Origin of the sequence: Arcicella aurantiaca, from assembly GCF_003148625.1 — a bacterium.
Classification (GTDB): Bacteria; Bacteroidota; Bacteroidia; order Cytophagales; family Spirosomataceae; genus Arcicella; species Arcicella aurantiaca.
The window spans coordinates 88461-106009 of sequence record NZ_QGGO01000005.1 but is presented as its reverse complement, the minus strand read 5'-3'; the positions used below and the strand labels follow the sequence as shown (position 1 = coordinate 106009).

Below are 17549 nucleotides of genomic sequence, written 5' to 3'. Positions count from 1 at the left end.
TTTACTGTTTACTGTTTACTGTTTACTGTTTACTGTTTTTTTACACATCACAGATTAAAACACCTTGTTTCAACGAAGCAATTTTATCAGTTCTTGCAGGAACAAACTCTTGTCCAACGAAACCTTTATAACCTGTATCAACGATAGCTTTCATAATAGCAGGGTAGTTTAATTCTTGCGTGTCATCAATTTCATTACGTCCCGGAACACCTCCTGTATGATAATGAGAAATATATTGGTTATACTTTTTGATTGTTGCAATTACGTCACCTTCCATGATTTGCATGTGGTAAATATCATAAAGCAATTTGAATTTATCAGAACCAACCATTTCGCAAAGAGCAGCACCCCAATCAGTATGGTCACATTGATAATCCTTGTGGTTTACCTTTGAATTCAGTAACTCCATCGTAATCGTAACGTCATACTTTTCAGCCGTTTTCATGATTCTTTGAAGTCCTTTTTTACAGTTAATCAAACCATCTTCATCGCTCAAACCATTACGATTTCCAGAAAAAGTAATCAAGTTTTTGATACCTGCTTTTGCTGCTTTCGGAATTAAGTCTTCATATAAAGCCACTAATCCATCATGGTTTTTAACATTGTTGAAACAAGATGTTAAGCCCATGCCGTTTCCCCATTTGTTTTCTTCTGGCCAACCAATAGCGGCAGTAAGGTCATATTTTTTAAGTATTTCCCATTCCGAAGGTCCTGTCAATTCAAGAGATTGCATCCCGATTTCTTTGGCAGATTTACACAAATCCTCAAAGGGAATTGTATTATAACACCAACGGCAAGCCGAATGATTAATTCTACCCTTGAGACCTGCACCCATTTGGGTATCAGCGGCTTCGATGCGGTTGCTGAGTGAACTTGTTAGCATAGTTGCAGTTGCTAAACCGACGCTTTGTAGTGCTGTTCGGCGTGAGATTGATTTTTCCATTTTTTAGTTATTCCTAAGTCTGAATGAGAGAGGCTTTTGTCTTTGAATTATACTCAAAAATCAATGGAATTTACAATAACTTTTTGGAATATCTATCATTTTTTAGCTGCAAATTACTGATGCCAAGTCTTCATAACATTTAGCGTTTCGTAAGCTACTTTTTGATTATACTCCAATGCTAAACTTTTGTGATTCACTAAATCTATAATTGTTCCTACAAAACAGAAACCACCCGTAAAGAAGTAAAGAATTCCCATACCGATTTGGTCGGTCAAAAAACGTTGAATACCTGCAAAACCAAAAAATCCTATAATGGTAGTAATTAAGATTAAGGTTGTGTCTCGGCGTTTATTTTGGTACATCATCACGAAGTTACGTTGTTGGTCTTCGTTCATGTCTTTAATTAAATTTTGAATAAACATGGCTTCCTCAGCATCAAGATTTGAAAGCATCATTAAAATGTTAGTGTTCATAGTTTTAGTTTTTAGTAATGCAGATTTTAGTCTGCTTGTGTTTAAAAAATTACAGACTAAAGTCTGTGTTACGAATTAATTGAAAAATTCTTTTTAAAATGACCGCTAAGGCAAAAAAACCAAGCGGATGATGTTGGAATGACGCTTTTATTTCTCCGTGAAAAAGATAAGAAATCGAATGACCTAATCCACAACCGGGGCAAAAAGAAAATCCTAAGTTTTTAATAGGGCATAAAGTAAAATGACTTTCAGAAGGATTACTAAAAGCTAAGCAAGTAAGTCCGCCAATCCAGAAAAGTAATTCTATGTTTATGCTCCGTTTCATCTTGAATCAAAGTTGTGGTAAATTTTCATTCATTGGTTATTTTTCTACATGAAGTGGTATTTTTCACATTTGACCAAGAGATTTTTTGTGATGAATATTAATTTTATCATTAGGATTGAACTAAATTAAACTTTATGTTCGTTTTAAAATTATATTTGCAATGTAATGAAAAATCAATTAACCCGCATATTTTGCCTTTTTATGGCTCTTCAAGTGCTATTTGCCAGCACTGGATTTGCTATGTACGAGCATTTTTGCAAAATAAAAGGTGAAAAGACCTATTCATTATCTGTTCCTAAAAAAAGATGTTGCCCTCCTAAAAAGGCAAATAATGAGCATTCTAAAAAAATAGTGCTGAAAAGAGCCAAATGCTGTTCAGACCATGTTGCTCATTATAAAATCACGCCGTATGCTTCGCAAAATTTAAAGGTAAAATTCAATTTTGAATTAAATCCTTATGTTTCAACACCTTTGTTTGTTTATGCTTTTGCGAGTATAAAAGAAACAATTTCTTTTAATACCCTTCATTATTCAAATTCAGCCCCTCCGCTTTCGGGACGAGATATTCTCGTGCGTAATCAATCTTTCCTAATTTGATTTTTCTCAATTAAGTATCAAGAAGTCTATTACTTAATTGCATCGTTTGCTATGTGGGCATATCATGTACGTCTATATGGTCTGAATGTGAGCGTATCCGATACGTTCTTGCATAATATAAAATCAAATTTATGAACACAAAAATATTGTTTAAATTATTGGTTTTTAGTTTTTTAATGTTTTCAAAAGATGGATTTACTCAATCAGAAATGGTTAGAGGAATTGTTTTGGAAAAGAAAGCAAATGGAAAAACAGAACCAATTATCGGAGCAACCTTACGTTGGGAAAATGCCAAAAATGGCACTTCAACCGATAAAAAAGGAGAATTTTCGTTGAATAAATCTCCACAAAATCACGAATTAATTGTTAGCTCAGTCGGATACAGAACGGACACTTTGATGGTTCATTCTTTAGATTATGTAACGATTTATTTAACGGTTCAAAATTCAGACTTACAAGAAGTTGTGGTAAAAAGTGAAGCTACATCAATAGATAAAATGAATCCAATTCATACCGAAATCATCACGACAAAAGCTCTTGCTAAAGCTGCTTGTTGTAACCTTTCGGAGAGTTTTGAGACGAATGCTTCTGTTTCGGTGAGTTATTCTGATGCCATTACGGGGTCAAAACAAATTCAATTATTGGGACTTTCTGGAAATTATATTCAAACAAATGTTGAAAATATTCCGTCGATAAGAGGATTAAATACAGCTTTTGGGCTCAATTATATTCCTGGAACTTGGTTGGCTTCCATTGATGTGGCAAAAGGGGCAGGTTCTGTTGTAAATGGATATGAATCAATGACGGGTGCTTTGAATATTGAATTAGCCAAGCCCGATATGGCAGAAAAATTGTACCTGAATGCTTATGGAAGTTCACAAGGTAGGGGCGAAATTAATTTGAATTTAGCCAATAAAATCAATAAAAAATGGTCGGTTGGTTTGCTCACACACGCCAGCACTTTGCAAACAAAATTAGACCAAAATAATGATGGATTTTTAGATTTACCACTTTACACACAGTTCAACGGTATTAATCGTTGGAAGTATCAGTCTGACAAAATGATGGCTCAGTTTGGCGTAAAAGCACTTTATGAAGATAGAACTGGCGGACAAGTTAATTTTAATCCGAATACTGACCGTAATTCTGGCAAGTTTTATGGTTTTGGAAGCAAAACACAGCGTTATGAGTTTTTTAGTAAAACTGCAAAACTTTATCAGTTGCAACCATACAAAGGTTTAGGCTTGATTATCAATGGTTTAGTGCATGATAATGTTTCGTATTTTGGTTTTAAAAATTATACAGGAACACAGAAAAGCCTTTACGCCAATCTGATTTATCAGAATATTATTGACAATACAAATCATCAATACAAAGCGGGTTTAAGTTATTTATTAGATGATTATAACGAAAAATATATTGATTCTACATTCAAAAGAATGGAGTCTGTTCCCGGGGCATTTGTGGAATATACCGAGACGATTCCTGAAAAATTGACCGTTGTCATTGGTGGGAGAGTAGATTTTCATAATCTTTACGGAACTCGATTTACCCCAAGATTTCACTTGAAATATGACGTTTCGCCAAACTCAGCTTTGCGTTTGAGTGCAGGAAAAGGTTGGAGAATGCCCAATGCTATTTCGGAGAATTTTGGAATGTTAGTCAACTCACGCCAATTGTCTGTCAATGAAGTGATTAGACCAGAGGAGTCTTGGAATTTTGGGATTAGTTTTAGCAATGATTTTTATCTTTTTGGCAAAAAAGGAACGCTAATTTTAGATGCGTATCGAACCGATTTTCAGAATCAACTCATTGTAGATATGGAAAATGCCGATTATGTAAGAATGTATAATTTGAAAGGTCGTTCGTTTTCTAATAGTTTTCAGGCAGAAATTAATTATGCTCCAATGAAACGAATGGACTTGAAATTAGCCTATCGTGTTTTTGATGTACAAAATGACGTTGCAACGCCTTCGGGAGAATTAACTTTGTTGCCTAAACAATTTGTTAATCGTGATAGGTTTTTATTGAATTTGGGATACGCTACAAAGTATGATAAATGGAAATTTGACATTACTTGGCAATGGAATGGAAAGCGAAGAATTCCTGATTTTGCAGAAGGACACGTACATTCTGCCACTTCTCCGACGGTATTTGCTCCTGCTTTTTCAAATATAAATGCCCAAATTACAAAGGCTTTTTATAAATGGGAAATGTATGTAGGAGGCGAAAATTTGAATAATTTTACGCAAAAAGACCCCATATTATCAGCAAAAGACCCTTTCAGTAAAAACTTTGATGCCTCTATGGTTTGGGGACCCGTCATTGGAAGAATGGTTTACGTAGGCATGAGGTATAAAATTAAATAAAAGTAGTGGCGTATTGCATACGCCAATTATGGATAAAAATGGCGTATGCGATACGTCACTACAAAAAATGACACAACAATTCAATATATCAGGCATGACTTGCGAAGCCTGCGAGTATAAAATACAACACGTTTTTTCTCAAATTCCAAGTGTAAAATCAGTCGTTGCAAAATTTTCAGACAATTCAGTGATAATTGAAACAGAAGAGAAATTATCTAACGACAAAATTATAGAAACCTTAAAGCCACATAGCAAATACGCTTTTATTACGAATCCAATCGTGAGTGAAATTACAACGCAGAGCCAATCGTGGACGAGTCAATATTATCCACTTTTGTTGATTGCGGGAATGATTGCAATCGTCAGTTTTTTGACCTCTTTTCATGCAGGAATTTACGCAATGGAGCATTTTCAGTTAAAAATGTTTTTACATAATTTTATGACGGGATTCTTTTTGGTGTTTTCATTTTTTAAACTATTAGACGTAAAAGCCTTCGCCGAAAGTTTCCAGATGTATGATTTATTAGCGGCAAAAGTGCCATTTTATGGTAAACTTTATCCTTTTATAGAATTGGCATTAGGCTTGCTTTGTTTAATTCACTTTCAACCTCAATTGGTTTATTGGGCAGATATTATCATTATGGCTTTCGGAGCTTTAGGGGTAATTCAAAGTGTAGTTGATAAGCGTAAAATTCGTTGTGCCTGTTTGGGTACAGTCTTTAATTTGCCAATGAGTACCGTAACGATTATTGAAAATTCGTTGATGGTGTTGATTGGAATAGCCTTACTTATTATGCTTTAGACAATAGGCTTTAAGCCATACGCAAAGAAAAAATAGATTAAAATTTTAACAAAAACATACTTATAGCTTATTGCCTACGGCTTACAGCATAAAGTACAAAACAAACAAAAAAACATGAAAAAGAGCATCATTTTATTCGTCCTGTTATTTGTGTCAGCCATTACATTTGCTGATAAACCAAAGACTGAAACCGTAAAAATCAAGACATCGGCTATTTGTGAGCAATGCAAAGAAACCATCGAGAAGAAATTAGCTTTTACAAAAGGCGTAATGGAGTCTAATGTTGATTTGGACAGTAAAGACAAAGTAACTACGGTGATTTTTAACCCAAAGAAAACATCGGTAGAGAAAATTAAAAAAGCGATTTCGGCAGTTGGTTACGATGCCGATGAATTAGTAGCTGACCCAGTTGGCTATGAAAAATTACCGGGTTGTTGCAAGAAAGGAGGAATGAGGGAGTAATTTTTAGAATTAAAGATAATGGATTGGGCATTAGTGTTATAACTCGCTATTAATCAAGTTGCAACAATAATGCCCAACACTTAAATCCTAATATCTATTAAGCTAACATTCCCAATAAAGAAGAAAGCTTGTCTTTTAAATCTTTTCTATCAACGATAAAATCTAAGAAACCGTGTTCTAAAACGAATTCGGCACTTTGGAAGCCTTTTGGAAGGTCTTTCCCAATTGTTTCACGGATTACACGTGGACCTGCAAAACCAATTAATGCACCCGGTTCAGAGATATTAAAATCACCTAACATGGCATAAGAAGCCGTTACTCCACCCGTTGTAGGGTCGGTCAAAAGAGAAATATATGGAATACCTGCTTCTGCCAATAATGCTAATTTTGCTGAAGTTTTCGCCATTTGCATTAATGAAAAACCAGCTTCCATCATTCTTGCTCCTCCAGACTTTGAAATCATCAAAAATGGGATTTTGTGTTCCAAAGCATAATCAATTCCTCTTGCGATTTTCTCCCCAACTACTGAACCCATCGAACCACCGATGAAAGAAAAGTCCATAGCAGAAATCACAATGTCAGCATCATTCATTTTTCCGTGTGCTGTTCTTACGGCATCTTTCAAACCTGTTTTCTTTTCAGTAGCCCTGATTCTATCTGGATATTTTTTGGTATCTACAAAGTTCAAAGGGTCGCCTGATGATAACATGGCATCAAGTTCTGTATATCTTGTTTGGTCAAAAAGTAGCTCAAAATATTCTTGAGAGCCTATTTTTTCGTGGTAATTGCAATTTGAACAAGTGTAAGCCAATAAACGATGTTCACGAGTGTGCATCGCTTTTTTACATGATGGACATTGATACCAAAGTCCGTCTGGAGCTTCACGTTTTGATTCTGTTGGGGTTAGGATACCCTTATCTTTTCTGGTAAACCAAGACATATTTTTAGTAGTTTGGGTGTGTATTATTCAAGAATTTATTTCAAAAAATAATACGTAACAAATAACAGACTGCAAAGATAAGCTAAAAAAGAAAAGGGAAAGAGTTGAAATTAGAATATTTATTATTCTACAAATTCAAGTCTTTCCCTTTTTGCTCAAAAATCAACTATTTCACATAAACTGCTTTACGTACAAGGGTTTCATTATTGGTTTGCATACGAATTAAGTACGTACCGCCCACAAAACGAGAAAGGTCAACTGTTTGGCTAAAATCTCTGCCTACACCTTGGAAATCCATTGAGGTAATTTCATTTCCAGATAATGTACCTACCGAAAGGGTTACATTGCCAACTGCTTTGTCAAATTTTGCAGTTAATAAAAATTGTCCCGTTGTACTTGGGTTAGGCGTTAATTTAAGTTCAGCGGTTTCAGTTGTTGGTTCGCTTGCTAAAGGTTTTACGACAACTGTTGGGCGTGGATTATTTCCTTGAATATTCAAATTGTCGATAGACCAACCCCAACCATAACCCCCAACGTCAGCTAACATTCTGAAACGAACTAATATTTGTTCGCCCGCTTTAAAATCACCCGAAGCCAACATATTAATCACTCTTGGCTTGTATAAACTTGCATCTGCTACGGCTAACGAGTTGCCATTGGCATCTACTTTGCTATCCCAAGCGGTTCTCCAAGCAGTTTGGGAGTTACTATCCCAACCATCTTGAAACCATTTCCATGTTTTACCACCATCTTTAGAACCTTCTACAATTACATAATCGAAAAAGTTACGGTTTACAGCTCCGTTACTTTGAAAAGCTAAGCCATCTTCACCAGGTTCAACTAAGGCAATTTCGTCAAAATAAATATTAGCAGTATCACTTCTTAAAATGATTGGTTTCAATAAATTAACTATTGAATTGGTATAAAAATCAGAACTTGAATTTGGATAATTATTCTCTGAACCGTCTGCATAAGGGTGGTCTGTTTGCAGAGCTGTTCCTCCATTTAGTCCAGTTCCAAAAGCTTTCACCGAGAATCCCTTTAAGTACAAATCCTCTTTGGGAGTAGATTCAAAGTCGGTTACATATTTACTAACTGCGGCTAATATTTTTTGTACTTGAATATCGTAATAACCAGTTTTAGGGAAAATAACCTTGTTTTTTGCCTTTGATTTATCCTGCACAATGACACGATATGAGATTTTTTCACCACCTTTTAACCCTAAAGAAGTAAAGTCAAAAGTACCAGAAAAACTATTGCCAAATCCACCCGAAATTACCTCAAAAGCATCTGTTCTTGTCAAACCAAAAGAAGGCAACGTTTTTCCATCTACTTGATATTCAACATAAACGGTGTCGATTCCAATGTTGTCAGAAGCCGTAAGACTTGGTAGCGTTAATTTAGTATCTGTGGCAAAAATCGAAGATAAATTATTCACAAAAGTAGCCGTAGGTTTAGTGGTATCCGCACCAATTCTGAATTTATAAGGTGTTTCAAATTTTAAAGTTAATGTTCCAATTTTTGTCGTAATTGTCTCAGGAGCTTGTGCAGGTGTTATTAATTTTCTTCCTGCGTTATCTTCGGCAGTAAAATAATATGAAATTACTTTTTCTTTTCCATCAGCAGGGAGTGTAAAAGTATAATCATCTGATGTGCCTTTTCGTGTTAATTTTACTTCAGTTGCTGTTGTTTTTACATCACCCAAACTATAAAATAACTTTACGCTTTCAGGTTTATAAGTGGTATCACTAAAGAGTTTTACATCAAAAGTTAAGGCTTTATTCAAGTCTTCTAAGTCGGTTAATCTTTTGTGTGTAATAGAAGAACCCGTCCACCCCATATCTCTGAAAAATGCCAAAACAATTGGTCCGGGATTGTTATTTACTTCTCCGTTTGCTCCTTGTGGCGTCATGGTAGCATTGATTGTGCCAGTTCTATAAGTTGTTTCATCTAAATGGCTATAACTTGAGCCTGACGAATACGTACTCGGAGCATATAAACGAGCGGGAACGCCATCATTATTTTTTAATATTTCGGGAGAATTTGCATACAGATTTCCGCCCGTTAAGGCTTTATATAAGTCTGTTGAAGGGTTTTTAAAAACATCAGTATTTAGTAATTTTTGATTAGTAGCATTTTCAGTAAAATGGTCATAAATGTATGGTAAACCTCCATCTGTAATAATTCCTTGAGTTGCATCTGCTTCGTAAGGTCTAAGAGAACCAAAGAAACCTAAACCATGCCCAATTTCATGGAGAACCGTTGATACAAAATCTTGGCGATTGGCAGGCGTTTTTCCATCTGTGCCTAAGTACCAGTTAAAATCTGAGTTGAAACGAGCAACAATATCAGGATTGTTCCCATTCAATTCTTGGTGAGCCATTTTTTCTGCCAATGCAATAGGATAATACGTAAAGGCTTTATTTGCACCCGAGAAATCACGATAAAGAGAATTTGCCGATGCCGAACCTAATATTGTTTTTCCTAAGCTTTCCCAACGGGCAGTTAATCTAATTGGCACATCTGAAATTAGGATGGATTGCCAAATATCTACGGCTTTTTGAAATGCCGCTTTTGCATCGGTCGGAAAGTCAACATAAGTAACAATAAACTTAGAACGGTCAGCTTGTGGACGTGCATTTTTATCAAATTTTCTAAGATATTCTATTGGCGGAGCAATATAAGACGGAGTATATGGCTTAGAAAAATCAGGAATAGGGCATATAATTTCTACTCCTTTAGTAGAAAAACTATCTGTTTTTTGTTGTCCGTAACTAATTACATAACAAAGCAATAATATGGCTGAGAGTAAAGTCCTTTTCATGGAAAGTATAAATAAAAATTAATTTTTGTAGTTGTTAGATGAAATGGTTTATTCGTTGTTAAATCAAGACAGTCCTTGTTTATAATTCGTTGCCTTGATTATTTTAAACGATAAAATAAAACTTGAATTGTGATAAATTATGTAGGTATCAATTCAAACTCAAATATCGTGCAAAGTAAAATTCTCAGGATAAATTCTTAAAGTAGATGTTGAAGAATTGAGTGAATTACAAAATAAAAAAGCCTTTCTTATGGGTTATAAGAAAGGCTTTGGATAATTACTATCAAAGTCAATTAGTATAAAAGACCTTTAATAGAAATATTTTGAGGGCCATTACTTTTTAGAACTGCCGTTCTCTCAGCAGTTGGGTCATAGTCCCAAAGAAATGTATTTCCTTCTAAAACATCTGTTAAAGGTTTTATACCTGCACTAACAATTCCACTAATTCCACTGCTTAATGTGCCACCACTTAGCGTTGCCGTAGTAGAAAGGCGTGTAAATTTGATATTTCCCTTACTATCAAGACTTGGTTGGTAGTACAAAACACCAGCACCATTAAAAACCAATGTTCCATCAGGGTTTGTTCTGGTATATGATACAACAAGAGCAAATACCCCGTCGTCTGGTAGATATTCCAAAAATACATTTCCGATTACTCGCACAGGAGCAGCAGTAGATAAACTAATAACATTTGCTTTTATTTTTTCATATAATGCTTTATACTCAACTGTTTGTGTTGGAATGTTTGGATTCATATTGAAACCTACAAATAAATTTCCGAGAGCATAATAAAAAGGTAAAGCAGGTTTAGATGTTCCTGTAATATTGATTCTGGTATTATTTACATTGATGTAATAAAGTTTCTTGGCATCGTCCCAGAATAATTCTTGAAATTTAATGCCATATAATGAAATGGCATCTTTTAACTGAATTCCCGTAGTAGTGACACTAAATGCAGAATAAGCGACGTCCACTTCTCCACTTTTATTGATATAGAAAAGTCCCAACTGTTTGGCAGACATATTTATCAATAAATCTGACTTTTCACCAGTAGGGAAAACCAACGTTAAAAATTTTCCTGTATTAGCATAATCATAAGTATTGTTAAAGACAGAAGCTAAACCTCCTTTTGCTAAACTTTCAGATTCGGTTTTGGTTATTTTGGTTAAAACCATTTCAGTTTGGTGGACATTGCCTACCAAATTGATTTGAGCATCTGTTGATGAGGAAATAGCCAATTCTAAATCTGCGAGTTGCCCTGTTCCTCCGTTATAATCTGGATTGACAAGTTCATGCAAATAAGAATAAGAATCGAATACCAATGTTGGTTTTTGTAATGCTTTTATCTGATACGTTGTGGTAAATGCTTTATCATAGCCATTGGTAAAATAATAGAAACCATCAATGTCTGAATACATCGAAACATTGCCATTGGCATCAAATTTTAAGAAAAAACTATATCCTCCGTCTTTTGCTCCGTTGGGGTAATAAAGTCCTTTCCAACCGTATTCAGAACTTATCAATTGTTTTTTATAGGCTTCTATTTGCGTCGTAACCCTTTTGTTACTTGACTCTTCAAATATTGGGTCAATTTCAGATTTTTTGCAAGCAAAAAATACCAATTGAAAGAGTATTGAATATATAAGAAATTTTTTCATGATAGTATGAATTAGGCGAATCGTTATTAGTGATAGAAGAGTATAGTATTTCTTTTCCCATTACTAAAAACCAGTCGCTTGATGAAATCATTTTGTAAAGTTGATAATAGCCGTTTGTGTACGAGTCTGTAAACTTTTAAAATCAATGTTATAGGATTTTTTCAAATAATCTACCACAATTTGCTCTTTCTGACGAATTGCTGCTTTGCCTGCTGTGGTTGTACTTGAGTTTACTAAAGCATCAAAACCTGTTTTGCCTTCAACCAACATTGTAGATAATATTTCAACAAAATCTTCGTCAGGGCCATTCATTGAGTATGGAGTGATATAGCCTGCGGCTAATGCCTCTGAGTCAGATACATTGTACCAATTTGAGGTATAGCTACCCGGTGTGATTTGTTTGAAACTTAATGGATACAAAATATTTTGATGTAAAATATGACCAAATTCATGGTGGATAGTATGTAACATTTGCTTTACGCCCTCTACGTTCTTTTTGTCGAAGTCATTAATTACATATAAAACAACCTTTCTTCCGCCTTCTGCCGTTCCTAAAACAATTGTTCCGTTAGTATTCCAATTGGCACTGCCTACCAATACATATTGTTTGGGACAAAACTTCTTAATAAAGTCAGAACCTGCTTCTTGTTCATAAGGGTCAATCCAGATTGCCTTTACAGCTTCCATCGTAGGTTGAACTTTTGCCACAAGTGGTGGTACTAACGTTTTGTCAAGAGGTACTTCGTAAGGGTCCCAACGGTATTTAACTTCAATATTATAAGGTTTTGTAAAGGTTTGTTCTATCCAATTATCAAGGGGTTGTTTGGTGTAAACATCTCCGCCCAATCCATCAACTTTAGGACTCAAATCTTCTACTGTACTATTACAAGCACATAGTATGCTCATGATAAGAGCAAACAGTGATATATTAATAAATGTCTTTTTCATTTTTTGTATCTTGTTAATTACTGATAAATAATAAAACACGAAAAGTTTTTATGAACTCAATACTTTGAATCATTTACTATCTCGGATTTAGAGCCATTCCTGATAGAGAGGCTTCTTGTGGAATTTGCAGAACTCGTCTTTTATCAGTAGCCGTTAACGTTTGGCTTGTACCATCAATATTATAATGAGTTACTGGAATTTTATAACGCAATAAGTCAAACCAACGCATTCCTTCGTGCATGAATTCTCTTCTTCTATAATCAATAATAGTTTGTAACAATGCCCCCGATGTATTAGTTGTGCCATAATAAGCATTGTTTTTTGCTACCGTCAGCGTGTGGGAAGCAGGGCTATAATTGGCTATTCTTAGGCTTAAAAATGTATTCAAATCTGCTAAGCAATTTGTTACATCATTTTTATACAAATAGGCTTCAGCTCTATTAAAAAGTACTTCTTCTGTTGTAAATAAAGGGTTCATGTTAAAGCCATTACCAATATTTGCACTTGAGTTTATACGTACAAAATATTCATTGTATTTAGGGAGATATACGCCATTATCACTCCCGAAAAGAGAATATGCAAAAGAGCCACCCGCTGGATTTGCTCCAAAATATAAACTACGAGCTGTATTAATGTTGAGTCCGTATCTTATAGATGCCGCCCAATATCTTCCCCAATATGAACTTGTTTCTGCTAATAACAGGTTTGCTTTTTCAGTAGCTTGGCTGTATTCTGTTCTAATAATGGTAAAGCTTTTAGTAGAATAATTGGTGTTCCAATTTCTTAAATTACTACTAAACCCATTTGTTCCTGCCACTTTTGAAGCATATTCAATGACTTTATTATAGTCTTTTTTATACAAATAAAAACGTGAAGCAAAAGCATTGGCAGCGTTTTGAGTAAAGTGATAGGCAGGCACTTTATAAACTTGGTCGCTGATTAAAGGTAAACCTTCCAACAAATCTTTTTCAATCATTTCATATACGTAAGCAACTGTTTTACGGTCATATTTTTTGAGAACGACTTTCTCTGTTTCAGTAACATACGGAATGCCCAAGTCTGAATTAGGAGTGCTTGGGTCATAAAATTTAGAAAATAAATTGACAAGCATAAAATGTGCATAAGCTCTTGCCACTAAAGCTTCTCCTTTTTGGGGATTAAGATTGGGCGTACCTCCCAAGGCTTTGATTGATTCTAAAGCTTGATTGGCTGCTGCAATGGCAGTATAACAAGATTTCCAGTAAAACTGTGGAGAGTCTTCATCAAGCTGTAAAACATCGTCCCAAAAATAGGGTTTTGAATAGATTTGGTTTGGAGTTGAGTTGTTATAATTATCCTCAATATTATCCGACATGATTTCGCAAAAAGCGTGATAACTTCCCGATGGGTATGCACCAACCAATAATTCAGATATTTTTTCGGGCGTATTAATGTCAGTTCTATTATCAGGAATGGTATCCAGATAATTATCACAGCCAGATAATGTTATCAGGCATAGTGTACTTATATATAGAATGAATTTCTTCATGTTATGTTATTTTTTAAAATTAATAGATTCATGTATCTAAAAACGGATTTCTCAATACACAAAATTTAGATACTTTGAAAAAAGGTTGTGACTAAAGTGTTGCTTTCAAAGAGAAAGATACTTGCTTAGGTACAGGCAATGCCACTCCTCCAGAACCAAAGAATTCTGGGTCTTGTCCTAACAATCTTTTATCAGAGTATAACAGCATGATATTGGTTGCAGAAATCTTTGCCGATAGTCCTTTAAATCCAATTTTTGTTGCCCAAGCAAGTGGTAAGGTATAACCCAATGATAGGTTTTTCAATCTTACGAAGTCGCCATTAACAACTCTTGCCGAGGATAGATTATAATTGGTTAATGGATATTCACCTCCAGTTAATAATGATGCAATTCTTGCATCCATGATAGCAGGGATATTTGTTTTAGCTTCGTCTCCCGGTAAAACCCATCTGTTTGAAAACTCTTTTGGAGAAGCTACTAAGTCTGAGTAAGCCTCTGAAAACTTAGAATCAAGTCTGATTTTATTTCCTCCTTGAAACGAAACAAATACGTTAAAATCCCAATTTTTATATTTAAAGCTATTAGAAAAACCTCCAAACATTGTAGGGTCAAGTGAACCTTCATATTTTAGATATTTTGTTTCTTGGCTTTGAATATCAACAATCGTAGAAACCTCTCCCTTTTCATTAACAAATGTTGGAATTCCGTTACTGTTCAGTCCTTTAAAATCTAAAGAGAAAATACTTCTTACAGGATAGCCTTGTTGAGCTCCGCCTTCTTGTTTGGTAAGGTCATATATTAAAGGAAGGCTTTTTAGATTGGTTATCTCAGACTGATTAATGGCATAATTAAGGTTGGTTTTCCATTGGAAGTCTTTATAATTGAGTACTGTGGCGGATAAACCAATGTCAATTCCTCGAGATTTCATATCGGCATAGTTTGCATCTTTGAATAATTGCCCACCCACACCTGAGGTTTTAATTCTACCAATAAGGTCAAAGCCTTTTCTTTGATACGCATCAACAATCAAATTAATTCTATTATTGAATAAACCTAAATCAAATCCAATATTGGTTTCATATTGTTTTTCCCAAGTTAATTCTGAATTTTCTAAACTTTCAATGTATATACGAGATTCTTTTTCAGACAAATAAGGTCTGGTTGTTAATTGATTTTTGAAGATAGCCGTAGAGTTTTTTACTTTTCCCATACTTGCTGTTAGTCCGTAAGTACCTCTCAATGACAATCTGCTAATCAAGTCATTGTCTTTTAAGAAATCTTCTTCTTTAGCATTCCAAGAACCACTGATATTCCAAGTTGGTAAATAACGTGCAGAGGCAGAACGTCCCAGTTGGTTCGAACCATCTATACGAGCTGTACCATTAAAAATATACTTATTCTTGTAAGCATAACTTGCGTTTGAGAAAAAGGCGACATAACGGTCTCTTTTATTTTCTAAACCATAATAATTGAAGTTATAATCTAAACCCTGTTTGATAATTCTATAATCAGTAAAAGGAATACCCCCTTTGTCGAATTGGTATCCAAAACCATTGAAAAAAGCTTCCTCACGGTTGGCAAATTTGATTTCTTGTCCAAGTAATACATTGACAGAGTGAATTTCATCAAAAGTTTTGCTCCAGTTTAGTTGATGTCTGGCATAATAATTAACCAATTTGTCTTCATTTCTTTTATAAATACCTCCTTGTGGCAAAACGACTACTGGTTCAGCCTCAGGGTTATCGGGGTCTCTGTAAAGATATTTGTTTGCTTCTCTAACCGTACTACTCTCTGCTGCACGATAGGCATTCGCTTGGTTAGAAGTTTCGTAGGTTTTATTTTCTCTGGTTGAGTTTACATAACGCATTGTACCTAACACATTGTAAGTAAGATTTTTATTAAACTTATATTGTGTTTCTAATTGTAACTTTAGGTCTAATTGGCTCAAATCCAGATAATTTGTAGCAGATTCTTGAATGATATTAAACGGAGCAAAATCTCTTTTAAAATACTCTAAATTGCCATTTTCATCATAAGCAGTTAAAGCTCTACTGGTATTGAGGGCATAGCTGAAAGGATTGATGTCAAAATCACGGTCATATTTTCCTTGATAAGCATTGTTCACTCTATCCTGTGAACCCGGAGCTTTTTGTTCTCTAATAGAACCTACTGTTATAAACCCTAAAGAAAGTTTTTTACTTAAATTAAAATTAGCTCTCATGGTAGCAGTGTAACGTCTTACTTTATCAGCAATTGACCAACCACTGTCATCATAAACAGAAGTAGAGAAATAATACTGAGCAGCTTCAGAGCCAGAATTAATGCTAAGAGAATGTTCTTGGGTTAAAGAATTACGGAATAATATTTTAAACCAGTCAGTATTAACAGAGGCATATCTTTGTAAGAAATTAGATTTTGCTTCTGGTGTATTTTCCAAACCAAATTTTTTGGTGGTAGCATCATAACTACTGATAAGGTCGTACATTTTGCCATAAATACCTGAATTTGCTCTACGAGAAACGTCACTGTATGTTAGCCAACCTTTTCTTTCTAATTCTGCATAAACACCCATTTGTTCATTTGAATTCATGATGTTATAGCTATCATAAGAAGGACGAAGTGTTACTGAAAAATTGCTTGAATAGTTGATGGTCGTAGGTTGGACACGCCCTTTTTTAGTTGTAATAACCACAACCCCATTCATCGCTCTTGCTCCATATAGTGCGGTTGCAGAGGCATCTTTCAGGATTTGAAAACTCTCAATATCATCAGAGTTTAATCCTGCAACCGCCGAACCCAAAAGTGTATTGGCATTACCTGAAGAAAGGTCATCATTTGAAATATTGACAACATCCTCTAATACAACGCCATCAATAACCCAAAGAGGTTTATTTTCACCAGTGATAGAAGTTGCCCCTCTTACTCTGATTTTAGGAGCAGCTCCAAATGACCCCGACACATTTTGAACTGAAACACCTGAAGCACGTCCTTCAAGCATACGTCCAATATCAATAGTACCTGCCAGTTTTATATCATCTGTCTTTAATTTAACTGCCGCACCCGTAAAATTGGCTCGGTCAATTTTTTGATACCCCGTCACAATAACTTCATCAAGAGCTTGATTGTCCGTTTCTAAACTTACATTAATTTTTGCCTGTTTATTCACAACAACCTCTTTCGAGTTATAACCAATAGCTGAAAAAATGAGGATAGCACCCTCTTTTACTTTGATGGTATATTCACCATTTAGATTGGCAGATACGCCATTTTTTGTCCCTTTTTCTCTTACTGTTGCTCCGGGAATTCCACTATTGACGTTATTGGCTTCTGTGACTTTTCCAGAAACTGTAATTTCTAACGCATAATTTGTGATAAGGTTTGTGTGAGCATAAGTATAATTTGTAAGATAGAACCAACAAATTATGAATGGACTTAACCATTTTAAATGTAACATAGTACGGTTTTTCTTCATAAGAATTTTAGATTGTAATAGAGAAATTACCTCAGAATGTTGATACGAACTCTGTTTAGAGTCATTATACAAAAAATAAATATAGATTAAAAAACATGATTTACAATGAAGTTTTTAGTTCTTTTTGTTACCAAAGGGGGGAAATGTATATAAATTCAAGATTTTCCCTGTTGAACATTTTTAAGTTGGGAGTGGGGTTAAATAGAAG

General features: G+C 34.8%; 13 protein-coding genes. 4 read left to right on the top strand and 9 right to left on the bottom strand.

What is annotated here, in order from left to right; translation table 11 throughout:
* Window positions 1–40 precede the first annotated feature (40 nt).
* The 3 genes from LV89_RS06285 to LV89_RS06275 all read right to left on the bottom strand — a co-directional run bounded on the left by LV89_RS06285 (window position 41) and on the right by LV89_RS06275 (window position 1741).
* A complete protein-coding gene (locus LV89_RS06285) occupies window positions 41–943 on the bottom strand; it encodes a hydroxypyruvate isomerase family protein (RefSeq protein WP_109742019.1) in 903 nt (300 codons plus the stop codon).
* Between the two features lie 113 nt (window positions 944–1056).
* Window positions 1057–1416, bottom strand: a complete 360-nt coding sequence (locus LV89_RS06280) for a TM2 domain-containing protein (protein WP_229201481.1) — start codon at window positions 1414–1416, stop codon at window positions 1057–1059.
* 49 nt (window positions 1417–1465) lie between these two features.
* Window positions 1466–1741 carry a DUF2752 domain-containing protein gene (locus tag LV89_RS06275; protein WP_109742017.1) on the bottom strand — a complete coding sequence of 92 codons (276 nt, stop codon included), beginning with the start codon at window positions 1739–1741 and terminating at the stop codon, window positions 1466–1468.
* A 165-nt stretch (window positions 1742–1906) separates the two neighbouring features.
* Between LV89_RS06275 and LV89_RS06270 the strand changes: the two genes are divergently transcribed.
* The 4 genes from LV89_RS06270 to LV89_RS06255 all read left to right on the top strand — a co-directional run bounded on the left by LV89_RS06270 (window position 1907) and on the right by LV89_RS06255 (window position 5971).
* A complete protein-coding gene (locus LV89_RS06270) occupies window positions 1907–2338 on the top strand; it encodes an HYC_CC_PP family protein (RefSeq protein WP_109742016.1) in 432 nt (143 codons plus the stop codon).
* A gap of 131 nt (window positions 2339–2469) precedes the next feature.
* On the top strand, window positions 2470–4707 hold the full coding sequence (locus LV89_RS06265; RefSeq protein ID WP_229201480.1) for a TonB-dependent receptor: 2238 nt from the start codon (window positions 2470–2472) through the stop codon (window positions 4705–4707).
* Between the two features lie 67 nt (window positions 4708–4774).
* Window positions 4775–5509 (top strand): heavy-metal-associated domain-containing protein, encoded by a 735-nt coding sequence (locus LV89_RS06260; RefSeq protein ID WP_158279525.1) that lies wholly within the window; start codon window positions 4775–4777, stop codon window positions 5507–5509.
* A gap of 114 nt (window positions 5510–5623) precedes the next feature.
* Window positions 5624–5971 (top strand): heavy-metal-associated domain-containing protein, encoded by a 348-nt coding sequence (locus LV89_RS06255; protein ID WP_109742014.1) that lies wholly within the window; start codon window positions 5624–5626, stop codon window positions 5969–5971.
* Between the two features lie 97 nt (window positions 5972–6068).
* Here the strand turns inward: LV89_RS06255 and accD are convergent, their stop codons facing one another.
* The 6 genes from accD to LV89_RS06225 form a co-directional block, all read right to left on the bottom strand.
* Window positions 6069–6911 carry an acetyl-CoA carboxylase, carboxyltransferase subunit beta gene (gene accD, locus LV89_RS06250; protein ID WP_109742013.1) on the bottom strand — a complete coding sequence of 281 codons (843 nt, stop codon included), beginning with the start codon at window positions 6909–6911 and terminating at the stop codon, window positions 6069–6071.
* Window positions 6912–7077: 166 nt separating this feature from the next.
* On the bottom strand, window positions 7078–9735 hold the full coding sequence (locus LV89_RS06245) for a T9SS type A sorting domain-containing protein (protein WP_109742012.1): 2658 nt from the start codon (window positions 9733–9735) through the stop codon (window positions 7078–7080).
* 293 nt (window positions 9736–10028) lie between these two features.
* Window positions 10029–11393 (bottom strand): DUF4302 domain-containing protein, encoded by a 1365-nt coding sequence (locus LV89_RS06240; protein ID WP_109742011.1) that lies wholly within the window; start codon window positions 11391–11393, stop codon window positions 10029–10031.
* Between the two features lie 87 nt (window positions 11394–11480).
* A complete protein-coding gene (locus LV89_RS06235) occupies window positions 11481–12341 on the bottom strand; it encodes a zinc-binding metallopeptidase (protein WP_109742010.1) in 861 nt (286 codons plus the stop codon).
* Window positions 12342–12417: 76 nt separating this feature from the next.
* Window positions 12418–13869 carry a RagB/SusD family nutrient uptake outer membrane protein gene (locus LV89_RS06230; RefSeq protein ID WP_109742009.1) on the bottom strand — a complete coding sequence of 484 codons (1452 nt, stop codon included), beginning with the start codon at window positions 13867–13869 and terminating at the stop codon, window positions 12418–12420.
* A gap of 91 nt (window positions 13870–13960) precedes the next feature.
* Complete coding sequence (locus tag LV89_RS06225) at window positions 13961–17341, bottom strand: SusC/RagA family TonB-linked outer membrane protein (RefSeq protein WP_109742008.1); 3381 nt, start codon at window positions 17339–17341, stop codon at window positions 13961–13963.
* Window positions 17342–17549 lie beyond the last annotated feature (208 nt).